Below are 22,171 nucleotides of genomic sequence, written 5' to 3'. Positions count from 1 at the left end.
TTGCCTTATTCGTATAAATTTATGCGTGAGCGAAGCTCGTCAAGCGTCTCTTTGACGCGCTTTTGCGTGAAGTCTTTTATCGTTTTGTCATCATCAACTAGCTGCATGCAGTATCTGATGTAACCCTTGTATGCTAGCTCAGTGACAAGTTTTAGCTTTAAGGAGACGTTTTTTACTTCATCTGGTGAGAGCAAGATGTCAAAATTTGCCTCTAACTCTTCGCCGTCTTTAAAATTTGTAGCTTGTGAGCTCAATATACTTATGCCGCCCTCTGAGATGTCGTAAAGGCTGCCAACAAGCTCGCCTTGCTCTCCTTTTAGAGAAATTTTGGTAAAGCGGTTTGGCAAGACGCGCTGGAATTTTCTCTTGTTTGCATGCATGGTCGCTGTGCGTGAGAAATTTGAAAGGGTGACGCTTTTATCGGCGATATTATAGTCGATGATGTCGGCGCGAAGTTGCTTTGAGAAGAAGCTATTTGGCAGGATAAAGCCCTTGCCATCTTGCTTCATGGCTAAAATTTGCATCATATCTACGCGAAAAACGACACTATCTTCTTTAACCTCTAAAATTTCAGCTTCGTATTTTATATTTAGTCCGTCGTATAAATTTAAAAATTCAGGGCGGACCTTGGCGTTTTTCATGCGTGTAAATGTGTTGATCGGATCTTCGTAGAAAAATGAGCCAGTATCGATCATCTCTTTTACTGTTGTCTCTTGATGATTTTCGGCGTTATATAAAATTTCTTTCAACCTTGAGATGGCATTTACAAAGTAGCCCACATAGACTGCATCGTCGCAGGCATGACTAAAATTTAGTGTCAAATTTAAGAGCAAGAAATTTATCAGCTCGTCTTTTGCGTTTAGTTTTGGTATTAGGCTGTTTAAGTCGTCGCGAATTTGTGTGGCATTTGGCTTTTGGATGAGTAGCGCGTCAAAGATACTCTCAAGGCAAATTTTCATCTGCTCGTGTGGCACTACAAGGGTTAGTTGTCTGCAAAATTTGATGCCCTCATCTATAAATTTAGCTCTTAAACCAAGTATGCAATCCTCGCAATTTTCGACAAGTTCTTGCCTGCCCTTAAACTCCATGGGGTCTCCAAAAAAGGTTATTTATTAAAACATCGCTATCATATATAAAGTTATATTAAAAAAATATTTAAATTTGTGTAGAGAGGAAATTTCTAGGCAAAGCTGCCTAGAAATTTGAATAATTATAGTTTGCTTTCGTTGTGTGAAAGGTAGTCAGCAACGCCTTCTGTGCTTGGTTTCATACCAGCGTCACCTTTGTGCCAGCCAGCTGGGCAAACTTCGCCGTGCTCGTTTGTAAATAGCATAGTATCTACCATTCTGATCATTTCGTCGATGTTTCTACCAAGTGGTAGGTCGTTTATAACTGCGTGGCGAACTGTGCCATCTTTGTCAAGCAAGAATGATCCGCGAAGTGCTACACCAGCGTCTTCTAGAAGTACGTCAAAGCCGCGAGCGATTGATTTTGTCATGTCAGCCACGATTGGGAAACGAACTTTGCCGATACCGCCTTTGTTTACTGGAGTCTCTTTCCATGCAAAGTGTGAGAACTGGTTGTCGCAAGAAACCGCGATAACTTCGATACCGCGTGACTTGAACTCGTCATATCTTTTATCAAATGCGATGATCTCGCTTGGGCAAACGAATGTAAAGTCCATTGGGTAGAAAAATACAACAGCGCCCTTTTCGCCGATGTTTTTGTAAAGGTTAAAATCATTTACAATTTGATTGTTTCCTAAAACTGCTGCAGCTGTAAAGTCAGGTGCTTTTTTTGTTACTAACATATTTTCTCCTTAATAATAAATTTTATTGATTGCGAAATTATATCCATAAAAATTTAAATTCTAATTAAATAGATCTAGAAATTTAAAACAGTGTAATTTTAATATGCATTTGAAAATGAATGGAAATTTTTAAAAATTTATAGAAGATATTGTAGAAAATTTATTAAATTTAGAGTTTTGGGTATAGAAGCGGTTAATTATAGATCGCTAAAATTTCTACCACCAAATTTTAGTATTGCCGAACCCCAAGTAAAGCCGCCACCAAATGCATCAAGAAGTAAAACTGAACCATTTTTAATGCGCCCATCCTCGTAAGCATCATTCATCGCCATCGGGATCGAAGCAGAGCTTGTGTTACCATATTTTGCAACCGTTAAAACGCACTGCTCGTCAGTGAAATTTAGCCTATTTTTTACGGCGTCTATTATCCTGATATTTGCTTGATGAGGTATGAAAAAGTCGATATCTTCGCTTTGCATTTTGTTTGCGTGTAAAATTTCTATCACGCTTTTGCTAAGCGTTTGAACCGCTATTTTAAAGACCTCGTTTCCGCTCATGTGGATGAAATTTAGCCTATTTTTTAGCGTCTCATCGCTAGCTGGAAATGCACTGCCACATCCTGGAGTTATCAAAAGCTCAGCCTGTTTACCATCGCTTGCAGTGTGGATGTCGATGATCTCGTTTTCTTCGCTAGCACTTATCACTGCTGCCCCAGCTCCGTCACCAAAAAGTATGCAAGTGCTTCTATCTGTGTAATCAATTATTGAGCTTAGTTTTTCAGCTCCTATGATCAAAACATTTTTTTTAGCACCACTTACGATAAGAGAATTTGCAAGCTCTAAAAGATAGATAAATCCTGTGCAAGCTGCACTTATATCAAAGGCTGTAATGCCAAAATTTAAGCCTAAATTTGAAGCTATTTTGCAGGCAGTTGAAGGCATGCAAAGATGATCTGGAGATATCGTAGCGCATATAACAGCATCGATTTGCGACTTTTCAAGTCCTGATCGCTTTATGGCTAGCTCGGCAGCTTTTGTGCCAAGATCACTTGTTATCTCAGTCGTTGCGATGTGTCTTTGCTCTATACCGGTTCGCTTAACTATCCACTCATCGCTCGTGTCGACCATTTTTTCAAAATCAAAATTTGTTAAAATTTTTTCCGGGACATATGACGCAATGGAGATCAATGAAGCTTTTGGCATATTTTACCTTGCAAAGTGCGAAAGTTCTTCTTCTATAACTTTATTTATATTCGAGTTAGCAAATTTAATTGCTTGAAAGATTGCATTTTTTATAGCTTTTGAGTTGCTTTTGCCGTGACTTATGATGACGCAGCCATTTACGCCAAGAAGCGGAGCACCGCCATACTCATCGTAGCTGACCTGTTTTTTTAGGGTTTTAAAAACTTTTCTCATAAGCACTGATCCAGCCATAGCAAGAGGTGATTTTTTAACTTGCTTTTTGATGATCTTGCCTATGGCATCAGCAACACCTTCGCTAGTTTTTAGTAGGATATTTCCCATAAAACCGTCGCAGACCATGACATCAATGCTGCCATCAAAAATTTGATTGCCCTCTGCATTGCCAACAAAGCTATCAAGCCTAGAAACTAGTTTAAAGGCCTCTTTGCTGACTTCATTGCCTTTGCTCTCTTCTTCGCCGTTTGACAAAAGACCTACTTTTGGCTCTTTTCTGCCTAGAATTTCTTTTGCATAGGCTTCGCCCATTATGGCAAATTGAAACAAGTGTTCGCTTCTACAATCAACATTTGCACCAACGTCCAAAACCAAAGTAGCTGTCTCTTTTGAATTAGGCATAAGCGTAGCGATTGCTGGACGAGATACATTTTTTAATCTACCAACTCTTAACGTAGCTAAACTCATAGTAGCGCCGCTGTGACCAGCAGAAACGACAGCATCGACATTTTTGTCTTTTAAAAGCTCAACAGCTTTGTAGATCGTGCTATCTTTTCTTTTTAGTGCGTCTGTTGCTCCGTCAGCCATAGAGATGACTTCGGTAGCTTCTATAAATTCTATATTTTTTAAATAGGGTTGTGGGATGAGTGGTTTTATGGCATTGCTATCGCCAACTAATACAGCTTTAAATTCCGCCTCTTTCAGTGCTTCGATAACGCCAGATATTATAGGCTCTGCACCAAAATCACCACCCATAGCATCAATAGCAATGCGAATCATATTTTAGTATTCACCTGTTGTTTTGTTTATGCGGTGAGGCATTTTCCAAGAACCATCTTTGTCTTTTACAGGTACTGGAAGTGTAACTTTGTAATGTGTTCTACGTTTTGCTGCACGAGAATGACTCACTCTTCGCTTTGGTACTGCCATTTTACTCTCCTTTATAAATTTTTACATTTTTCACAATAAAAATAATCGCTCTTAAAAGCTTCTAGCTCACTTTCAAAAACTTCTTTTAAATCAATATTGCCATCAAAAAATTCAACCGTATCGCTAAGCTCATTTTCTCTGTCTTTATAGACACCATCACTTAAATTTAGCTCTACGTCTTGATCGATAGGCAACATAAATTCATCACCGCATCGATCGCAAATATATTTTATCTCACCCTTTATAGTGCCTTGGCATTTTACCAAAAAAGGGTCTTTTCTTTTTAAAATTCCACTAAAAAATAGATCATTGTTTCTTACTAGCTCAAAGTTTATCTCTTTGTTTGCTATTTTAGAAAATGGAATAATCAAATTTTAGTCCAAAATTAGCAAATTTCTCTTGAAGCAAAGAAGAAATTTATCTCATTTACAGCGTTTTCTAGGCTGTCACTTCCGTGAACTGCATTTGCGTCAATACTATCAGCAAAATCAGCTCTAATAGTGCCAGGAGCTGCTTCTTTTGGGTTAGTTGCACCCATTAGCTCGCGGTTTTTAGCAACTGCATTTTCGCCCTCTAAAACCATAACCACAACTGGTCCGCTTACCATAAAATCAACTAGATCGTTGAAGAAAGGTCTATCTTTATGAACTGCATAAAATGCTTTTGCATCGCATTTGCTAAGTTTTATTTTCTTTGCAGCTGCGATTCTTAAGCCATTGCTTTCAAATCTATCTATAATCTTTCCAACAACATTTTTCTTAACAGCGTCAGGCTTAATAATAGAAAGTGTTCTTTGCATAAATTTTCCTTAAAATTTAGGTTATTTAAATGAAGTTGGCAATTATATCAAATAAAGCTTAAAAATAAAATAGGCTCAAATTTGAGCCTAAAATTTGTAAATTTATTGGATAACTGGAGTGCTGCCAGTGCGAGCGTCAGCACCGATTTGATCACGTGAAGGTTGTCCTGCTACTACGGCATCCCAAACGATGCAGCCATCAGTTGGACAGGCAGATGCACAGGCTGGCTCATCGTTGTAGCCTACGCACTCAACGCATTTGTTTGAATAAACATAGTATGTATCTGCTCCAGTTGGGTTGTCGCTATCATCAACAATAGCTGAAACTGGGCACTCATCGATGCATGAACCACAGCTTATGCATATATCGGTTATTTTTACAGACATTTTTTCTCCTTAAATAAAATTTTGGCGTAGAATATCAAAAAAAACTGAAAATGATATAAATATACTCTTAAATTTTCATAACACGCTTAATTTCTCTAAACTACTTTATAAAGTTTTTATCACTTTTAGACTAAATTTACAGATTAAAATTTTAAAAAGGTCGTATAAATTTAATGAATGATACTATAAAAATAACTGGTGCAAGAGAGCATAATCTTAAAAATTTAAACCTTGAAATTCCTAAAAATAAATTAGTAGTTTTTACCGGTCTTAGTGGCAGTGGTAAGAGCACGCTAGCCTTTGACACGCTCTATGCTGAGGGGCAGCGCAGGTATATGGAGAGCCTTAGTAGCTATGCTAGGCAGTTTTTAGACCGCGTGGGTAAGCCTGATGTTGACAAGATCGAGGGTTTAACGCCTGCAATTGCGATCGATCAAAAGACAACTTCAAAAAATCCTCGCTCAACGGTTGGCACGATCACTGAAATTTATGATTATCTAAGGCTTTTATATGCAAGGGTTGGCGTGCAGCACTGCCATAAATGTGGCAAACCTATCTCAAAAATGAGTGCGAGCGACATCATAAATGAAATTTCAAAGCTCCCGCTTGGCGCAAAAGTGATCATCTATGCGCCGCTAGTTCGTGAGAAAAAGGGTACATGGGCGGATCTGATCGAAAATTTACGCCAAAAAGGCTTTGTTAGAGCACAGATAGATGGCGTGGTGGTGAGGCTTGATGAGGAGATCGAGCTTGCAAAAACGAAAAAACATACGATAAAGGTCATCGTTGATAGGATCGCTATCGATGAGCAAAATCACGAGCGCCTTGCAAGTGACGTCGAAAAAGCGCTAAATGAGAGCTTTGGTGAGGTCGAGATAGAGATCGCAAATGCCGACGAGCTGGGACTTAAAGAGAGTTTTATACATTACAGCGAGCATATGGCTTGTTTTGATTGTAAAATTTCATTTACACCGCTTGAGCCACTAAGCTTTAGTTTTAACTCGCCAAAGGGTGCTTGCGAGCACTGCGACGGACTTGGTATAAGATATAGCCTAGATATGAGCAAGATCATTGATGAGGAAAAGTCGATAGAAAACGGCGCTATCAAGCTACTTTATGGCTACAACATGAGCTATTATTATAAATTTTTACTTGCTTTTTGCGAGCAAAATGAGATCGACATTAAAAAGCCATATTATGAGCTTAGCGAAGATGAAAAGAGGCTCGTTTTATATGGCAACGTCAAGGATGTTGAGTTCTTTTGGAAGCGAAATAAACTGCTTAGAAAATTTGATGGCGTGGTTAAAATTTCACACGGGCTTTTGAAAGACTATAAAGACTTTGATGAGTATATGAGCGAGAAAATTTGTGATGCTTGTAACGGTCACAGGCTAAAGCCTCAAAGCTTAGCAGTCAAGGTCGCTGGCCTTGGGCTTGGTGAAATTTTAGATATGAGTATAGAAAACTGCACCGCTTTTTTCTCAAATGAGAAAAATTTTGCTTACCTAAGCGACTACGACAAGGCGATCGCAAAGCCCATCTTAAAAGAGATCAACGAGAGGCTTTTCTTTTTGTATGACGTGGGACTTGGCTACTTGTCGCTTGGACGTGATGCTAGGACGATCAGCGGTGGCGAGGCACAGCGCATCAGGATCGCAAGCCAGATAGGAAGTGGGCTAAGTGGCGTCATGTACGTGCTTGATGAGCCAAGTATCGGCCTTCACGAGCGAGATACGTTAAAACTCATAAAGACGCTTAGAAATTTGCAAGCCAAAGGCAACTCCGTGATCGTCGTCGAGCATGATAAAAAGACGATAGAGGAGGCTGACTATATCGTAGATATCGGCCCTGGAGCTGGTAAATTTGGCGGTAATGTGGTCTTTGCAGGCAGCTCAAAAGAGCTTTTAAGCTCAGACACTCAGACTGCACAATATATAAATGGTAAGAAAAAGATCGACTATCAAAAAAATAGAAAAGCTGAGAAGTGGCTTGAAATTTCAAATGTAAATATCAACAATATCTCAAATTTAACCGCTAAATTTCCGCTTAGAAATTTAGTTGGCATCACTGGCGTTTCAGGATCTGGCAAGAGCTCGCTAGTGCTTCAGACCTTGCTCCCAGAGGCGCAGGAGCAGCTAAATAGAGCTAAAAAAGTGAAAAAAATAGCTGGGGTAAATTTAAGCGGACTTGAGAATTTAGACAAGGTGATCTATCTTGATCAAAGCCCGATAGGCCGCACTCCACGCTCAAATCCAGCGACATACACTGGCGTGATGGATGAGATAAGAAATTTATTTGCGCAGACTAAAGAGGCTAAGCTTAGAGGCTATAAAATAGGGCGTTTTAGCTTTAACGTCAAAGGAGGGCGCTGCGAGAAATGCCAAGGCGAGGGCGAGATCACGATCGAGATGCACTTTTTGCCTGATATCAACGTGGTTTGTGACGTTTGTAATGGCGCTAGATATAACGCTCAGACATTAGAAATTTTATACAAAGGCAAAAACATCGCCGAGGTGCTAAATATGAGCATAGATGAGGCGGTTGAGTTCTTTAAGGCTGTGCCAAAGATCGCTTCAAAGCTCACCACACTGCAAGACGTGGGGCTTGGCTACATCACGCTTGGACAAAACGCAGTCACACTTAGTGGCGGCGAAGCGCAGCGCGTGAAGCTAGCAAAAGAGCTTAGTAGAAGCGACACTGGAAATACGCTTTACATCCTTGATGAGCCAACGACGGGACTTCATTTTGCCGATGTAGATAGGCTGGTAAAGGTGCTAAATCACCTGGTTGATCTTGGAAATTCGGTCTTTGTGATCGAGCATAATATGGATGTTATCAAAAACTGCGACTATATCGTAGATATGGGACCAGAAGGCGGCGCAAAAGGCGGTAAAGTGATAGCTTGTGGCAGCGTCAAAGATGTAGCTAAAAACTACAAAAAAACTGGCAGCTACACAGGGGAATTCCTAGCGCAAGAGCTTGAAGAGATGAAAAAAAAATAAGACCAGCTTTTATGCTAGTATTATGAAAAAATTAAGGGATAAATTTTGAAAATATTGCTTTATAACGTGACAACAGCACTAAAAATTGGCGGTGTTGAGACATTTTACTACTCAGTTGCAAAGGAGCTTATCAAAGAACACGAGGTGACCATTTGTACTGGCAGAGGTAAATTTATACCAGCATTTTTAAAAGACAGTAGCATTGATCTAAAGATGTTTGGTTTTTGCCCTAGGGAAAAGGTCGTAAAAATAGGCAATAGATTTAGAAAATTTATTGAAAGAGTTAGTTTTTATTTTAATGCCAGAAAATTTTTAGAGTCTGAGAAATTTGATATTTTAGTTGTACATAAGCCATTTGATTTTTTTGTTGCATGGGCTTTAAAGAGGCATGATAAGAATTTAAAAGCAGTCTTTGTAAGCGGTGGCGAGGATTTTTACTTTTTTGATAAATTTTTTATCAAATTTATAGATAAGATCATTAGCGTTAGCGACGCAAATGCGGAGATTTTAAGAGAAAGATATGGCAGAGAGGTTAAAGTCGTTTATAATGGCGTAGATAAAGAGAAGTTTTATCCAGATGCGTCACTAAAAGAGAAGACAAGAGAGAAATTTGGTGTAAAAAGTGATGAAATTTTGATAGGAAGCGTTGGTAGAGTAGTTGGCTGGAAAGGCTTTGGCATGATGGTAAAAAATATAGACAAGATCAAAAACGCCAAATTTATGCTAGTTGGTGATGGAGAAAATTTACAAAGCCTAAAAGAGCTAGCAGCTAAGCTTAACTTAAATCAAAAGGTCATTTTTGTTGGTGCTATCGGACATGATGAGCTAAATGAGTACTATAACGCTTGCGATGTCTACTTGCAACCAAGCATTGGTCATGAAGCTTTTGGCATAACGGTCATTGAGGCATTAGCCGCTAACAAGCCTTGCGTAGTTAGCATAAACGGTGGTATGAAAGAGATCATAAAAGACGGAGTAAATGGGTATAAATTTAAAATTTCTGATGAAAGTGACATGATAGAAAAGATAAATTTAACGCTAGAAAATATGGAAAATTTAAGACCAAGAGAGAGTATAAAAAGCATGTATGAGTGGTCAAAATTTGCACAGGAGCTAGTTGAGGTATGAAAGGATTTTTCCAAGAAAAGCTAAAAACTACCAGATATTTAAATATAGCAATTTTAATTTTTTTATCTTTGTTCCTGATAGGTCAGTATAACGAACACATAACTGCTATTAAAAATTTAGCCATATATTTAGCTCTATTATTAACATTGATCCTTTTTGCAGTCGATACTAAAAATGTTGTACAAAATATAAAGAACAATGCAAAGAACAATAAAGCTATTTTATTGCTATTTTTGCTTTTAAATTTATATGTTTTTGGCATATCATTTTTTTCTTATGATACTACGCAAAATGCAGCACTTTCAGCGCTTAATGAATTTAAAAGAGCGTTTATATTTATTTTTATTGTTCTTCTTTGGCATGATGGTAGCTATAAAAACTCAAAATGGTTATTTTTTGCTATGGTTGCTGCACTTAGTATAGATAATATACATTTTTTTATAAAAGGGATAGAAGATGGCACTCTTTTAAATTTAAAAAATGAAAAAGACCAATGGACGCAACCTATAGATAGATTTTATGCAGGCTTTTTTGATAGTTTATTTATTTTTTCTTTGGTCTCAATATTTTTTATCAAAAATAATTTTTACAAATTTTTTATCATAGTTTTTAACATTATTGTTAGTTTAATTTTTATTTTGCTTACAGGTGCTAGGGGCTCATGGCTTGCACTTGCCCTAAGTTTGATGGTTATGTTGGCTCTAACTTTTAAAAATGAAAAAATTAATCTTATAAATAAAAAATCCATGATATTTTGCCTATTTTTATTTGCCGCCTCTGCTTGCGTCTATCATAACTCTACACTTTTGCAGTTAAAAGTTGCACAAGGATTTTATACTTCTGGTAGAGGAGATATTTTAACAAAGAGGCTGCCGCTTCTTTTTAACTCTGATAGAGCTTATATAGGTATAGGCTTTGGTGGTAAACAATATACTAAATTTTTAAATGACAAAAATGTTAATAATGATGACCTTGGCCCAACTGGTGTAGGCGCTGATGGAACTAAGTATCCGCATCATGACGAGCCAGTATTTATTGGTCAGTATTATCATTACGGTGTAGTAGGTACTGTTTTTTTTGTTGCGCTTGTTTTTTATATGCTTTTTGTTTCTTTTAAAAGGTATTTGTCAAACAACAAATTTTATATAGCAATATTTGGAAGCATACTTTGCACTTATATATTTAGGGGATTATTTGAAACTATGTACTTTACTCATCTTTATGTAATGCTTGGTCTTTTTATAGTGTTTTTGTGCAAAAACAAGGAGTGATTTATGAAACTGTTTTACATATATCCAGAACAAATTCCGCAAGGTAATGCAAGAGAGATAGCAATACTAAATACATTTTTTGAGCTTAGTAATATGTGCGATGCTAAGCTGGTTTTACCGCAGTCTCCTTTAAATTTAAATGAGGTAAATGAGAAATTTGCTTTAAAGCTAAAAGCTAATGACATATTGTTTGTAAGAAAAAAGATTCTATTTTTAAAAAGTAATAAAATTTTTAATTTCTTTCTAAAAAAAATAATAAATAACTACTCAAATAAAGACGCAATATTTTATACGAGACATTTAAAGATAGCTAAATTTTTACTAGAAAATAAAATGCCTGATCAAAAGGTTGTATTTGAAGCGCATGAGTGTTTTACTTTGGGCAACAAAGCACTTTATGATATGGAAAAAGAGATACTACAAAATGCTGATTTTGTATTTTCGCACAATAGCAGTACGCTAAATGAGCTTAAAAAATTTTTTGGCTTACAAATAGCAAATTCGGCAGTTGTTTATAACGGTTGTAAGCAAGATTCTGATTTTAAGAAGAAAGATTTTGATTTTTCAAGTATAAACTATTATGGCTCATTTTTGTTATGGAAAGGCCTTGATTTGATGCTAGATTTTGCCTTAAAAACTAGTATAAAACTAGAACTTTATGGCAAAAATAGTGGAAATAGTTTTATGACTTTAAAAAACACTCTTAAAGAAAGAGAGATTGAAAATTTGGTATGTTTTAAAGGACTGCTACCTCAAAATGAAGTTGTAAAAAGTCTTATTGAAAACAATACTATTTTGATAATACCTAGTGTAAAAAGTGATTATTCGCTTTATAGCACTCCATTAAAGCTTTTTGAATATATGGCAAATTCAAATGTCGTCTTAGCTCCAAATTTTCCACCAGTTGCTGAAATAGTAAAAGATGGCGAAAACGGTTTTTTATATGAAGCGGGTGATGAAAAAAGTTTAGAAGAAAAATTTAACTATATAAAGACTTTAGGTAATGAAGAGCTAAATAAAATTTCAAAAAATGCCTATGAAAGTATGAGTAAAAATACTTGGCAAAATAGAGCTATAAAAATAATCAAAGAATTAGAAAAGATAAATTAAATTTTGAGTAGATTTAAAGATAAAAGGGGGGCGAATGCCCCTGGGGTTATGCAGCTGGATAAACAGATACTTTTTTTCTGTTTTTATCAAGTCTTTCAAATTTTACAAAGCCATCGACTAATGCAAAAATAGTGTGATCTTTGCCAAGACCTACGTTGTTTCCAGCGTGAGTTGCTGTTCCTCTTTGGCGGATGATTATATTTCCAGCACGAACGAACTCGCCACCAAATTTCTTAACACCTAATCGGCGTCCGATACTATCACGGTTATTTTGGGTTGAACCTTGACCTTTTTTGTGTGCCATATCTTATCTCCTTAAGCTGCGATACTTACGACTTTTACACGTGTAAATTGTCTTCTAAAGCCGCGTTTTAGTTTTGAGTCTTTACGTCTGCGTTTTTTGTAGATAACTACTTTTTTGTCTTTGCCTTCATTAACGACCTCAAGAACAACTTTTGCACCCTTAACAAATGGCGCACCTACCTTTACTTCGCCGTCGTTTACAGCTAAAACTTCTGTAATCTCAACGGTTGATTTAGCTTCAGCGCTAAAGTGATCTAGCTTAAGGAACTCACCCTCGCTAACACGATATTGCTTACCGCCATGCTTAAATATAGCGTATTTTGACATACTCTACCTTTCTAAAATTTGGTAAGACCAAAAAGCACTTTTTTGCAAAAGATTTATGGAGCTTTGTTGGTTGTAAGGTGTGAATACTATCCAAAAGTTTATAAATTCTACTTTAATGCCCCTGATCTTATGATCTCATCGGCTAAATTTCTTATCATAGATGTGCGATCTAAGAAAAATGTTTTGTCGCTTGGCAAATGTGGCTGATATACTAGCGTTTTAGCTACTGGTGCGTTTAAGATCACATTTATTAGCTCAAATTCAGGTGGCAAAACATAATAGAGTTTTGGCTTGGGAATTTCATTTTGAAAGAGCCTCTTTGCGTAAAATTTACTGAAATTTTCATTTTTTGGTAGCTTTATCTCTTTAAAGAGTTCAAGCGGTAAAAAGTAGCGCGCCAAGGCGTGAAGTCCGTGCGCGAAAATGTAGAGGCGTTTTTCAAATTTAGGTGCATCTGTCCTGCCAAATGTGGAGCAAAATTTCTGCAAATGCTCGCTCATAGCAGCCGTATCTTTTTCATGCAAGGCAAGCACAAATTTAACCGCTTCTCTTTCATTTGCTGGCTTTTTAGACTCTACAAAGGTGCGAGCTTTTTCTAGGGCAGGGGCAAGTAAATTTTCATCTTGCCAAAGCATCGCCGTGAGCAGATCATGCATAACACATAGAAATTTATAGCCATTTTTGCTAGGTGGCAGGCCTTTTGGAAAGATCCTTGTCATGCTATCTGTGTCGCCACAAGCGATAGCAAAAAATGCCGGTATGAGCTTCTCACACTGGTCATATCCGCCGCTACATCCTGGGAGTAAATTTAGCTTAGCGTATTGAAAGATGAGATCATTTAGTGCCTCGGCATCGCCATCAGCTAGGCACTTTTCAAGGCAAAAGTCGTAGCGTCTAGCTCTTGAAAAAGAGAGTAATCGTATGAGCTCACATAAAAAGTCGTATTCGTTTAAATTTTTCTCTTTTATCTCGGCGTAAATCGTCGCATACTCGTCTAAAAGTAGCTCTTCGTCGCTTTTTGGTGGTTTTTTGGCTTTGAAAATATTAAATAAACTTTCTAAAAATGACATTTTGTTTGCTCCTTACTTTTGCTAATTTTAGCCAAAAACGCCTAAAACGGCTTAGTTTTTTTGAATAACAAAATTTAAATTTAGCGGATAGTTTAACCGCATTTTGGCTATAATCGCCCAAATTTAAGCGAGCTTAGGACAAAGATGGCAGGCGAAGATCAGGAAAAAACCGAAGAAGCGACCCCCAAAAAGATAGAAGATGCCAAAAAGGACGGCAACGTCCCCAAAAGTCAGGACCTATCTGGCTTTGTGACCCTAGTTATCGCTATTGGTGTGCTGCTTGCGATGCTAAATTTCATGAAAGATCAGGTCATCTCGCTTTACATCTACTACTCTAAATTTATCGGCCAGCCACTGACTTTGCCAACGGTAAAAATGATCGTTGTAAATACCTTTGGCAGGGCACTTTTGATGATATTGCCAGTTTGTATCTGCGTCGCGGTTGCCGGCATAATCGCAAATGTAATGCAGTTTGGCTTTATATTTACCACAAAGCCCATAACGCCAAATTTTGGCAAGATAAATCCGCTAAAAGGGCTAAAAAATTTATTTTCTATGAAAAAGGCGATCGAGAGCGTCAAGATCATCGTTAAGGTAAGCATCGTCTTTGGAGTTGGATTTTACTTTTTCTTGCAGTTTATCAAAGAGCTGCCACACACGCTATTTTTCTCTATGTTTGACCAGCTTGCGTGGCTAAAAGAGAAGCTCATCATCCTAGTTAGTGTCATGCTTTTTATACTTTTTGTGATCGGTCTTGCTGACCTGCTCATTGTGCGTTTTCAGTATTTTAAGGACCTTCGCATGAGCAAGCAAGAGATCAAGGACGAGTACAAGCAGATGGAGGGCGACCCACAGGTAAAAGGCAGGATCCGCCAAGCGCAAATGCGTGCAGCCAAACGCCGAATGATGCAAAACATCCCACAAGCTGACGTCGTCATCACAAACCCGACCCACTACGCCGTGGCGATCAGATACGATAAAAGCCGTGACGAAGCGCCGATAATACTTGCTAAAGGGGTTGATTTCTTAGCGCTTCAGATAAAAAAGGTAGCGGTTGAAAACGGAGTGCAAATTTATGAAAATCCACCACTTGCAAGGGAGCTTTATAGGGTTTGTGAGGTCGATGATACGATACCAGCGCACCTTTTTAGGGCTGTGGCTGAAGTGCTAAGCTTTGTCTATATGAGTAATAAGCAGAAATTTCAAGATAAACTTTGAAAGCAGTAGGTCAAATTTTTTATAAAAATGGTAGTAAATTTTGTAGAAAAAAGACAAGCTGCCTTTAAAACAGCTTGTCTAAAATAAAATCTTAGTTAAGATATCCGTAGATATTTGCTAGCACCCAGCCAACAGCACAAGAGCTAAATACACCTATGAAACCAGGTATGATAAAGCTGTGGTTGATTACATATTTACCAATGTGTGTTGTGCCTGAGCGGTCAAACTGCACGGCTGCAAGGTCGCTTGGATATGTTGGAAGGATGAAGTATCCATAGCAAGCAGTAGCAAACGCGACAATAACGCCTGGGTGAACACCTATTTGAACAGCGAGTGGCACAAATGTAGCAGCTGCAGCAGCTTGAGAGTTTAGGAATTTTGATATAAGCATACCAACTATGATATACATCCAAGGATATGCTTTCATAACCTCGCCAAGTGAGCCTTTAAGCATATCAATGTGAGAGTGGAACATTGTCTCAGCCATCCAGCTAATGCCGTAAATCGCAACAAGTGCAACCATGCCGCTGTGGAAAATTTCATTTTGACCGATCTTAGCTGCTTTAATGCCTGAGTAGATCATCATGATAGATGCTGCTAAAAGCATGAAAATTTGGATCGTATCAACCATGCCAAGTGGCGCAGTCTTTTTCATAGTATCTTTTACTACAATGCTCGCATTTGCGATAGTTTCGCTTTTATCACCTGCAGTAATAACAACATCAGCACCGTTTGAAACAATGCTTTGTGTTACTTTATTGTCTTTATCTAGCACTTGAACGCTTGTAAATTTAGTAGCGTCTTTTACTTTATTGTCTTTTACGTTTGAAACGATCTTGCTATCGCCAACCATAGAAACAACTTGTCCGTCTTTAACAGTGATATTTTTAACTGTTTTTTTATCTACGATTATTTCTATTGATTTACCAGGAACATCGCTTGTCCAGCTTGGGCGAAGTTGTTTGTAATAACCCAAAACCGCCACAACAGCAATTGTAGCAAGGAATATCCACATAACATTCCATTGTTTTTTTGGCAAATGCACACCGATTAATGAATGTGCCTCATCAGAACCATATATATATTTTCTTTGCTCTGGATCAGCTATTTTTGCTTGGAATTCTGGATCTTTATCAAGATCTTTACCTCTAAATACTGAGTAAGTTCCTATGCAAAGCACACCCAAAAATGTAGAAGGAATGGTAACTTTTAATAAATCAACATAGCTTGTAAAGCCCTCAATATGAACTGTGCCAGTACCAAGAAGAACAGCAACCATAGACACACCAGCAACTGAAACTGGGCTTGCGATAATAGCAAGTTGTGATGAGATCGTAGTAGCTGCCATCGGACGTTCTGGACGGATACCACTTTTCATTGATACGTCATAGATGATCGGTAAAAGTGTATAAACTGTGTGACCTGTACCGCAAAGTACTGTTAGTGTCCAGCCACAAATAGGCGCAAGATAGCAAACTGTTTTTGGATGTTTTCTAAGCGCTCTTTCAGCGATCTGAAGCATAACATCAAGACCACCAGCCGCTTGAAGTGTAGCACTTGCTACAACAACTGCAAGAATAGTTAATATAACATCAATAGCAGGCTTACCTGGTTTTAAATCAAATGCAAATACCAAAATAACAAGACCGATGCCGCCAAGGACACCAAGTGCCATACCACCTTTTTTTGCTCCGTAGAACAAACAGCCGAGCACGACGATTAATTGTAAGAAAAACTGCGTACTCTCAGACAAACTTGTAAGAAATTCCATGATTTCTCCCTTTTCGAAAATTACGTAAATAGTATATAAATATTAAAATTAAATACTAATTAAAAAAGATATGTAGAATTTAATATTACATTTAATTCTTGTTATCTTATCTATATTTTTGTGGAAAAATAAATATATTTAAAAGAAAGATTGAGATAAAATCCTAAAAGCAAATAACTAATAGTTAAATTTAAGGAGAGAAGCATGCAAATCCCTATCGCTTATGGCAAAGATGACCATATAAATTTAAAAATAGACGAAAAAAATCTGCTTGGTGTTTTTGACCCAAACAAAGTCGCTAAATTTGACGAAGCAGCGCTTATCACAAAGGCTTTAGCAAATCCGATAAATCAAAAGAGCTTTGATGAGTTTATCGCTGGCGATGAAAAGATCGTTATCATCGTAAATGACGGCACAAGACCTACGCCAACTGCTAAAATTTTAAAGCAAATTTACCCAAAGCTTCGCGATAAAAATAAAATTTTCATCATCGCCACTGGCTGTCACAGAGAGGGTACGCTAGATGAATACAATATGATATTTTCTAAAGAAATTTACCCAGAGATCAGAGCTAAAAACGAGGTTCACGACCACGACTCAAAGCACGATGAGATGGTCTTTTTAGGCGAGAGCAAAAACGGCACGCAGATGTATTTAAACAAGATCGTGGCTGAAGCTAAAAAAGTGATCGTCATAGGTTCGGTTGAGCCTCACTATTTTGCAGGCTACACTGGCGGCAGAAAGGCCTTTTTACCAGGCACTGCCTCATACGAAAGCATTACGCAAAACCACAAACTAGCACTTAGCGCTGACGCTCAGGCACTGCGCCTAGAGGGCAACCCTGTACATGAAGATATGATCGACGCGATGAAAGTTCTTTCAAATATCGACGTATTTTCTATACAAACCGTGCTTGATAGCGAGCACGGCGTCTATTATGCGAGTGCTGGCGATCTGAACGATAGCTTTTATGACTGCGTGAAAAAGGCTGATGAGGTATTTTGCGTAAATATCCCACAAAAGGCTGACATCGTGATCTCGGTGGCACCATATCCTATGGATGTCGATCTTTATCAGGCGCAAAAAGCCCTAGATAACGGCAAACTAGCGCTTGCGAAAGATGGAATTTTAATAATGGTCGCAAAATGCCGCACAGGCATCGGTCCAAAACCTTTCTTTGAGCTTATGGCATCGGCCGATACGCCAAAAAAAGTGCTAGAAAAGATAAATTCTGGCTTTAAGCTTGGTTATCACAAAGCTGCAAAAATGGCTGAAATTTCGCTTTGGGCGCAGACTTGGGCTGTAACTGATCTAAGCGACGATGAGATGAAAGCTGTGCATCTAAAGCCGTATCACGACCTACAAAAGGCTGTAGATGAGGCGCTGGCTCAAAAAGGTGCGGATGCAAAAATAATTATCTTGCCGTTTGGCTCTATGACCGTGCCTAAGGTGTGAGATTGGCTAAAATTTTATATTATGACGCGAGTTCTGGCATCAGCGGCGATATGAATTTAGCCGCTCTTGTCGGGCTTGGTGTGGATTTTGGCTATCTTTGCTCTGAGCTAGAGAAGCTAAATTTGAGCGGAGAATTTCGCTTAGAGCAAAAAAACGTAGTAAAAAACGGCATCGCTGCGATCAAAATCGACGTCGTGCTTCTAAAATCGCAACCTCACGCTAGAAGTTACGCTGATATCAAGCAAATTTTGGCTAGCTCAAATTTGAGCGAGATTTGCAAGAAAAAGGCCGCTGCGATATTTCACGTGATCGCTCAGGCTGAGGCAAAAGTACATGCAGTTGGCATCGATGAGGTGCATTTTCACGAGGTTGGAGCGGTTGATAGCATAGTAGATGTCGTTGGAGCGGCGATCTGCTTTGAATATCTATCTAAAAATTTTGGCATTTCTAGGGTCGTCAGCTCAAAGATCGAGCTTGGTGGCGGCGTAGTAAAGTGCGACCACGGACATCTTAATGTCCCAGCGCCAGCGGTTTGTGAAATTTTAAAAGATGTGCCAGTTAGTCTTGGGCGAGCAAATTTTGAGATGACTACGCCAACAGGTGCTGCGATACTAAAAGCATGCGCAGATGAGTTTATGGATGAGATAAATTTCAAAATAGAAAAAGTAGCTTACGGAGCTGGCGAAAAAAATGCGCCAAATTTTGCAAATGCCCTTCGCGCGATGATCTGCGAGGTGGATGAGAGCCAAAATTTGGTGCAAAAAATGATATCCACAAACATAGACGATATGGATGCAGAAAGCTTTGCCTTTGCGTGTGAAATTTTACGCGAAAATGGCGCTCTAGATGTCTTTAGTCACTCTATATATATGAAAAAAGGACGCATCGGTTTTGAGCTAAACGTCTTGTGTAGAAGCGAAGATGCAAAAAAGCTAAAAGAGCTTATATTTACGCACACGACGGCCATCGGTGTTCGTGAGATAGATGTCATAAAAACCGAGCTAAAACGAAAATTTGTAAGTGTTGAGACGAAATTTGGCGATATAAGGCTAAAAATTTCAGGCGAGGATGAAAAGGCAAAGCCTGAATTTGACGAGTGTAAAAGCGCCGCACTTGCACATAAAACATCGATATTTCAGGTAAAAAAAGAAATTTTTAAAAAGTATGACGAAATTAGAAATTCTAAAAAATGATATAAAAAAGCTAGGAAATTTAGCCGTTGCATTTAGTGGCGGAGTAGATAGCTCGCTACTGCTAAAGGTCGCTGCAGATGTGCTTGGTGAAAATGCACTAGCACTCACGGTAAAATCACCCTATATGTCTTTGCGCGAGATAGACGAGGCGATAGAATTTGCTAAATTTTATGGCATCAGGCACGAGATATTTGAAGTGGGTATCGCTGATGAGATAAAGCTCAATCCGCAAAATCGCTGTTATCTTTGTAAAAAAGCAGTTTTTTCAAGGCTTCTTGCTCGTGCAAAAGAGCTTGGCTTTACAAATTTGGCTGATGGCACAAACAAAGACGATCTTGGCGAATATCGCCCAGGGCTCAAGGCAAAAGAGGAGCTTGGCGTGCTTTCGCCACTTGTAAATTTACGTAAATTTGAGATCCGCGAGTTCTCGCGCGAGCTAAATTTAGCAACAGCAGACAAGCCAAGCTACGCATGCTTGCTAACTCGTTTGCCGCACGAAAAAGAGATAAGCGCAGATGGGCTAAATTTAGTAGAAGCGGCTGAAAATTTGCTGATAAAAAGCGGCTATGCAAATGTGCGCGCAAGGCTTGATGATAGAAAAATGAAGCTGCAAATGCCATTTTCTAGCATGCAAACCTTTTTAAACGACGTGAAATTTAAGTTTATCGTTAAAGAGCTAGTCGCACTTGGCGCGGCAGAGGTGACGCTTGATCTAAAGGGGCTTAGAGAGGATGTTTTGGTATGAGCGAGACTGAAATTTTAGAATTTATCGCTGGTATAAAAAACGGCAAGATGAGCGAGCAGGATGCGCTAAAGTATCTAAAAAACTACCCATTTAACGACATCGGATGCGCCAAGATCGACACTCAGCGCGCTTTGCGAAATGGTACTGGCGAGGTGATATACGGGGCAAATAAAACAGATGATGAAATTTTGCAAATCGCTAGTGCGATCGGCGAAAAAAATGAAAACATCCTAATCACAAGAACAAATGAGAGCGTTTTTAAGCGCATTCGTGAGATCTTTCCGCAGGCAAATTTTAACGCTCGTGGTAGGGTGATCAGCATCAAATTTAAAGAGCCTACGCCTACAAAAAGCTACATCGCGATAGTCTCTGCTGGCACTGCTGATGGCGCAGTCGTGGAGGAGGCCTATGAGACGGCAAAATTTTTAGGCAATGACGTGAGAAAATTTACCGATGTCGGCGTAGCAGGGCTACATAGGCTGGTCGCAAAGCTTGACGAGATACGCGCCGCAAAGGTCGTGATAGCGGTTGCTGGCATGGAGGGCGCACTTGCTAGCGTGCTAGCTGGACTTGTAAGCTCTCCAGTGATCGCAGTGCCTACTAGCGTGGGATATGGGGTAAATTTTGGCGGAGTCGCGGCGCTGCTAGCTATGCTAAATAGCTGCGCAAATGGCATAAGTGTCGTAAATATCGACAACGGATACGGCGCTGCATATAACGCAAGCCTGATAAATCATCTCTAAATTTTAAATAGAATTTGTAAGGGGTAAAATTGAGAGAGGATACGAAAAAAGCAATACTTTCGCCTACGGATGCATCTAGAAGTGAGTATTGTTGGGATGCTAGAATGAACTGGGCGATGATGGGTATTGCTATTTTAGCATTTGAAATTTTTATCGCAATTTACGCCAAAGACGGCTTCATACGCTACTATCTAGGCGATGTGCTAGCCGCAGCGATGCTTTATGCATTTGGGCGAGCCGCGTTCAGGCTACCACCTAAAATTTTAGCGCTCGCGGTCTTTACTCTCTCGCTAGTTATCGAAATCGCACAATATTTTAAGGTGCTTGAAATTTTAGGCGTTCAAAATTACGCACTATGGATAATTTTTGGTGGAACATTTGATTGGACGGACATTATCTGTTACGCGATAGGCTGCGTTTTAGCTTACGCATCTGAAAATTTCATCGGTAGTGAGCATGCGATCTATAACGAGATACGAATTTTTAGGCGTAAAAGATTACCCAAAAATTTTAATGAAATTTTGCAAAGCGGTGACGATGAGAAGATTAAGGCGGTATTTGAAATTTACGATATAAATGCGACCGACAAAGACGGCAACACGATACTGCATATGCTACATGCAAACAAAGATATCAAGAAAAAAGATCCAAACTCGCCCTATGCGTATGCGGACGCAAATTTAATCGAATGGATTATTATGCAAGGCGGCAACATAAACGCTAAAAATAAAAAGGGCAAGACGCCGCTTAGAAATTTTATGCGGTATGTATATAAAAATTTAAAACCGCATCAAAAGTTAGTAATCGTAGGCAAGCAAGACTATACCTCTCGGGAATATATAAAACAGGCGGGTGAAGTCGTTAATATCGATTTTGGAATAATGTATAATTATATATACAATCTTCTACCTGAAAAATCGCAAATTTATATTTGGCGTCGCTTTGGCAAAAGGTTGGAATACCTATATGTACCCGAGTATCCAACGGATATGGAAAAATACGATCCGCAAGAATACAGCGAATTTACCTATAATTTTTGGATGAAATTCTTAAGACAAAAAGATAGCGTGCAGTATAAAATGATACATGCGGCTACTAATTTATACTGGTACTGGGACTATAACGGAGAATATGGACGTTGGATTTTATGGGATGGTGAATATACAGATAAAGCCGCCGCCGAAATTAAAAAATATTTTAAGCTAGGCAATAGGCTAGAAGAGCTAAATGACGACGCGCTTGATAAGATGTTTTATAATTTAAGGAAAAGCTGGCATGCTGAAGATGTAGGTAAGCTTAGATACCTGTTCGTGCTTTGGTTGCTTAAAAATCCCGAGCCGTTTTTCGAGGACGAAATTTAAAAGGATAAGCGATGGATAAAGAAAAATCTATAAAAAAGATGACTGAAGTTATGGCGAAATTTGTCGGCTACACGGGCAAAGTACTACCCGATGACGTGACGGCGAAGCTGAGGGAGCTCGCCGAGTGCGAGAC

22 protein-coding genes are annotated in these 22,171 nt (G+C 38.7%); 10 read left to right on the top strand and 12 right to left on the bottom strand.

Annotated elements, in window-relative coordinates:
- Positions 1-5: 5 nt before the first annotated feature.
- The 8 genes from CYO89_RS10195 to CYO89_RS10160 all read right to left on the bottom strand — a co-directional run bounded on the left by CYO89_RS10195 (position 6) and on the right by CYO89_RS10160 (position 5,341).
- A complete protein-coding gene (locus CYO89_RS10195) occupies positions 6-1,088 on the bottom strand; it encodes a PilZ domain-containing protein (protein WP_103598198.1) in 1,083 nt (360 codons plus the stop codon).
- A gap of 122 nt (positions 1,089-1,210) precedes the next feature.
- Complete coding sequence (locus CYO89_RS10190; RefSeq protein WP_002942572.1) at positions 1,211-1,810, bottom strand: peroxiredoxin; 600 nt, start codon at positions 1,808-1,810, stop codon at positions 1,211-1,213.
- 197 nt (positions 1,811-2,007) lie between these two features.
- A complete protein-coding gene (locus tag CYO89_RS10185; RefSeq protein WP_103598197.1) occupies positions 2,008-3,012 on the bottom strand; it encodes a beta-ketoacyl-ACP synthase III in 1,005 nt (334 codons plus the stop codon).
- A gap of 3 nt (positions 3,013-3,015) precedes the next feature.
- Positions 3,016-4,005 carry a phosphate acyltransferase PlsX gene (gene plsX, locus CYO89_RS10180; protein ID WP_103598196.1) on the bottom strand — a complete coding sequence of 330 codons (990 nt, stop codon included), beginning with the start codon at positions 4,003-4,005 and terminating at the stop codon, positions 3,016-3,018.
- A gap of 3 nt (positions 4,006-4,008) precedes the next feature.
- Positions 4,009-4,155, bottom strand: coding sequence for a 50S ribosomal protein L32 (gene rpmF / locus CYO89_RS10175; RefSeq protein ID WP_002942540.1), 147 nt, complete (start codon positions 4,153-4,155; stop codon positions 4,009-4,011).
- An 11-nt stretch (positions 4,156-4,166) separates the two neighbouring features.
- Complete coding sequence (locus CYO89_RS10170; RefSeq protein WP_087582710.1) at positions 4,167-4,526, bottom strand: hypothetical protein; 360 nt, start codon at positions 4,524-4,526, stop codon at positions 4,167-4,169.
- 14 nt (positions 4,527-4,540) lie between these two features.
- Positions 4,541-4,954 (bottom strand): nucleoside-diphosphate kinase, encoded by a 414-nt coding sequence (gene ndk / locus CYO89_RS10165; protein WP_002942517.1) that lies wholly within the window; start codon positions 4,952-4,954, stop codon positions 4,541-4,543.
- A gap of 102 nt (positions 4,955-5,056) precedes the next feature.
- A complete protein-coding gene (locus CYO89_RS10160; protein WP_002942606.1) occupies positions 5,057-5,341 on the bottom strand; it encodes an NADH-quinone oxidoreductase subunit I in 285 nt (94 codons plus the stop codon).
- Positions 5,342-5,514: 173 nt separating this feature from the next.
- Between CYO89_RS10160 and uvrA the strand changes: the two genes are divergently transcribed.
- Genes uvrA through CYO89_RS10140 form a run of 4 tightly spaced genes read left to right on the top strand, consistent with a single transcriptional unit; the run spans position 5,515 to position 11,852 of the window.
- Positions 5,515-8,343 (top strand): excinuclease ABC subunit UvrA, encoded by a 2,829-nt coding sequence (gene uvrA, locus CYO89_RS10155; RefSeq protein WP_103598195.1) that lies wholly within the window; start codon positions 5,515-5,517, stop codon positions 8,341-8,343.
- A gap of 45 nt (positions 8,344-8,388) precedes the next feature.
- Positions 8,389-9,471 carry a glycosyltransferase family 4 protein gene (locus CYO89_RS10150; RefSeq protein ID WP_103598194.1) on the top strand — a complete coding sequence of 361 codons (1,083 nt, stop codon included), beginning with the start codon at positions 8,389-8,391 and terminating at the stop codon, positions 9,469-9,471.
- Positions 9,468-10,742: an O-antigen ligase family protein gene (locus CYO89_RS10145; protein WP_103598193.1), complete on the top strand. Its 1,275-nt coding sequence runs from the start codon at positions 9,468-9,470 to the stop codon at positions 10,740-10,742. The genes CYO89_RS10150 and CYO89_RS10145 overlap by 4 nt, the downstream gene beginning before the upstream one ends.
- A 3-nt stretch (positions 10,743-10,745) precedes the next feature.
- Positions 10,746-11,852 carry a glycosyltransferase gene (locus CYO89_RS10140; RefSeq protein ID WP_103598192.1) on the top strand — a complete coding sequence of 369 codons (1,107 nt, stop codon included), beginning with the start codon at positions 10,746-10,748 and terminating at the stop codon, positions 11,850-11,852.
- A gap of 46 nt (positions 11,853-11,898) precedes the next feature.
- Here the strand turns inward: CYO89_RS10140 and rpmA are convergent, their stop codons facing one another.
- The 3 genes from rpmA to CYO89_RS10125 all read right to left on the bottom strand — a co-directional run bounded on the left by rpmA (position 11,899) and on the right by CYO89_RS10125 (position 13,552).
- The gene (rpmA, locus tag CYO89_RS10135; RefSeq protein WP_002942569.1) at positions 11,899-12,156 is read right to left on the bottom strand and encodes a 50S ribosomal protein L27; all 258 of its coding nucleotides are present in this window, start codon (positions 12,154-12,156) and stop codon (positions 11,899-11,901) included.
- 11 nt (positions 12,157-12,167) lie between these two features.
- Entirely contained in the window at positions 12,168-12,482 is a 315-nt protein-coding gene (rplU, locus tag CYO89_RS10130; protein WP_002942523.1) for a 50S ribosomal protein L21, read from the bottom strand.
- A gap of 107 nt (positions 12,483-12,589) precedes the next feature.
- Positions 12,590-13,552, bottom strand: a complete 963-nt coding sequence (locus CYO89_RS10125) for a hypothetical protein (RefSeq protein WP_103598191.1) — start codon at positions 13,550-13,552, stop codon at positions 12,590-12,592.
- Between the two features lie 144 nt (positions 13,553-13,696).
- Here CYO89_RS10125 and flhB point away from each other — a divergent pair, with 144 nt between their 5' ends.
- Positions 13,697-14,770, top strand: coding sequence for a flagellar biosynthesis protein FlhB (gene flhB / locus CYO89_RS10120; protein ID WP_103598190.1), 1,074 nt, complete (start codon positions 13,697-13,699; stop codon positions 14,768-14,770).
- Positions 14,771-14,861: 91 nt separating this feature from the next.
- Here flhB and CYO89_RS10115 read toward each other — a convergent pair whose 3' ends face one another.
- The gene (locus CYO89_RS10115) at positions 14,862-16,541 is read right to left on the bottom strand and encodes an anaerobic C4-dicarboxylate transporter (RefSeq protein ID WP_103598189.1); all 1,680 of its coding nucleotides are present in this window, start codon (positions 16,539-16,541) and stop codon (positions 14,862-14,864) included.
- 204 nt (positions 16,542-16,745) lie between these two features.
- Between CYO89_RS10115 and larA the strand changes: the two genes are divergently transcribed.
- Genes larA through CYO89_RS10090 form a run of 5 tightly spaced genes read left to right on the top strand, consistent with a single transcriptional unit; the run spans position 16,746 to position 22,038 of the window.
- A complete protein-coding gene (gene larA, locus CYO89_RS10110) occupies positions 16,746-17,996 on the top strand; it encodes a nickel-dependent lactate racemase (RefSeq protein WP_103598188.1) in 1,251 nt (416 codons plus the stop codon).
- Positions 17,997-17,998: 2 nt separating this feature from the next.
- Positions 17,999-19,189, top strand: coding sequence for a nickel pincer cofactor biosynthesis protein LarC (larC, locus tag CYO89_RS10105; protein WP_103598187.1), 1,191 nt, complete (start codon positions 17,999-18,001; stop codon positions 19,187-19,189).
- Positions 19,161-19,934 carry an ATP-dependent sacrificial sulfur transferase LarE gene (gene larE / locus CYO89_RS10100; protein ID WP_103598186.1) on the top strand — a complete coding sequence of 258 codons (774 nt, stop codon included), beginning with the start codon at positions 19,161-19,163 and terminating at the stop codon, positions 19,932-19,934. Before larC ends, larE begins: the two co-directional genes overlap by 29 nt.
- On the top strand, positions 19,931-20,677 hold the full coding sequence (gene larB, locus CYO89_RS10095; RefSeq protein ID WP_103598185.1) for a nickel pincer cofactor biosynthesis protein LarB: 747 nt from the start codon (positions 19,931-19,933) through the stop codon (positions 20,675-20,677). Before larE ends, larB begins: the two co-directional genes overlap by 4 nt.
- Positions 20,678-20,706: 29 nt before the next feature.
- Complete coding sequence (locus tag CYO89_RS10090; RefSeq protein ID WP_258032566.1) at positions 20,707-22,038, top strand: DUF2809 domain-containing protein; 1,332 nt, start codon at positions 20,707-20,709, stop codon at positions 22,036-22,038.
- Positions 22,039-22,171 lie beyond the last annotated feature (133 nt).

The sequence above is a fragment of the Campylobacter concisus genome, assembly GCF_002913765.1.
In the GTDB taxonomy this organism is placed as follows: domain Bacteria; phylum Campylobacterota; class Campylobacteria; order Campylobacterales; family Campylobacteraceae; genus Campylobacter_A; species Campylobacter_A concisus_BB.
Note: the sequence above shows the minus strand (reverse complement) of the source record. Positions and strands in the feature narration are given on the sequence as shown.

Coding starts and splice junctions, on each gene's coding strand:
- CYO89_RS10195 (WP_103598198.1), bottom strand. CDS start 1,088: ATGGAGTTTAAGGGCAGGCAAGAACTTGTCGAAAATTGCGAGGATTGC.
- CYO89_RS10190 (WP_002942572.1), bottom strand. CDS start 1,810: ATGTTAGTAACAAAAAAAGCACCTGACTTTACAGCTGCAGCAGTTTTA.
- CYO89_RS10185 (WP_103598197.1), bottom strand. CDS start 3,012: ATGCCAAAAGCTTCATTGATCTCCATTGCGTCATATGTCCCGGAAAAA.
- plsX (WP_103598196.1), bottom strand. CDS start 4,005: ATGATTCGCATTGCTATTGATGCTATGGGTGGTGATTTTGGTGCAGAG.
- rpmF (WP_002942540.1), bottom strand. CDS start 4,155: ATGGCAGTACCAAAGCGAAGAGTGAGTCATTCTCGTGCAGCAAAACGT.
- ndk (WP_002942517.1), bottom strand. CDS start 4,954: ATGCAAAGAACACTTTCTATTATTAAGCCTGACGCTGTTAAGAAAAAT.
- CYO89_RS10160 (WP_002942606.1), bottom strand. CDS start 5,341: ATGTCTGTAAAAATAACCGATATATGCATAAGCTGTGGTTCATGCATC.
- uvrA (WP_103598195.1), top strand. CDS start 5,515: ATGAATGATACTATAAAAATAACTGGTGCAAGAGAGCATAATCTTAAA.
- CYO89_RS10145 (WP_103598193.1), top strand. CDS start 9,468: ATGAAAGGATTTTTCCAAGAAAAGCTAAAAACTACCAGATATTTAAAT.
- CYO89_RS10140 (WP_103598192.1), top strand. CDS start 10,746: ATGAAACTGTTTTACATATATCCAGAACAAATTCCGCAAGGTAATGCA.
- rpmA (WP_002942569.1), bottom strand. CDS start 12,156: ATGGCACACAAAAAAGGTCAAGGTTCAACCCAAAATAACCGTGATAGT.
- rplU (WP_002942523.1), bottom strand. CDS start 12,482: ATGTCAAAATACGCTATATTTAAGCATGGCGGTAAGCAATATCGTGTT.
- CYO89_RS10125 (WP_103598191.1), bottom strand. CDS start 13,552: ATGTCATTTTTAGAAAGTTTATTTAATATTTTCAAAGCCAAAAAACCA.
- flhB (WP_103598190.1), top strand. CDS start 13,697: ATGGCAGGCGAAGATCAGGAAAAAACCGAAGAAGCGACCCCCAAAAAG.
- CYO89_RS10115 (WP_103598189.1), bottom strand. CDS start 16,541: ATGGAATTTCTTACAAGTTTGTCTGAGAGTACGCAGTTTTTCTTACAA.
- larA (WP_103598188.1), top strand. CDS start 16,746: ATGCAAATCCCTATCGCTTATGGCAAAGATGACCATATAAATTTAAAA.
- larE (WP_103598186.1), top strand. CDS start 19,161: ATGACGAAATTAGAAATTCTAAAAAATGATATAAAAAAGCTAGGAAAT.
- larB (WP_103598185.1), top strand. CDS start 19,931: ATGAGCGAGACTGAAATTTTAGAATTTATCGCTGGTATAAAAAACGGC.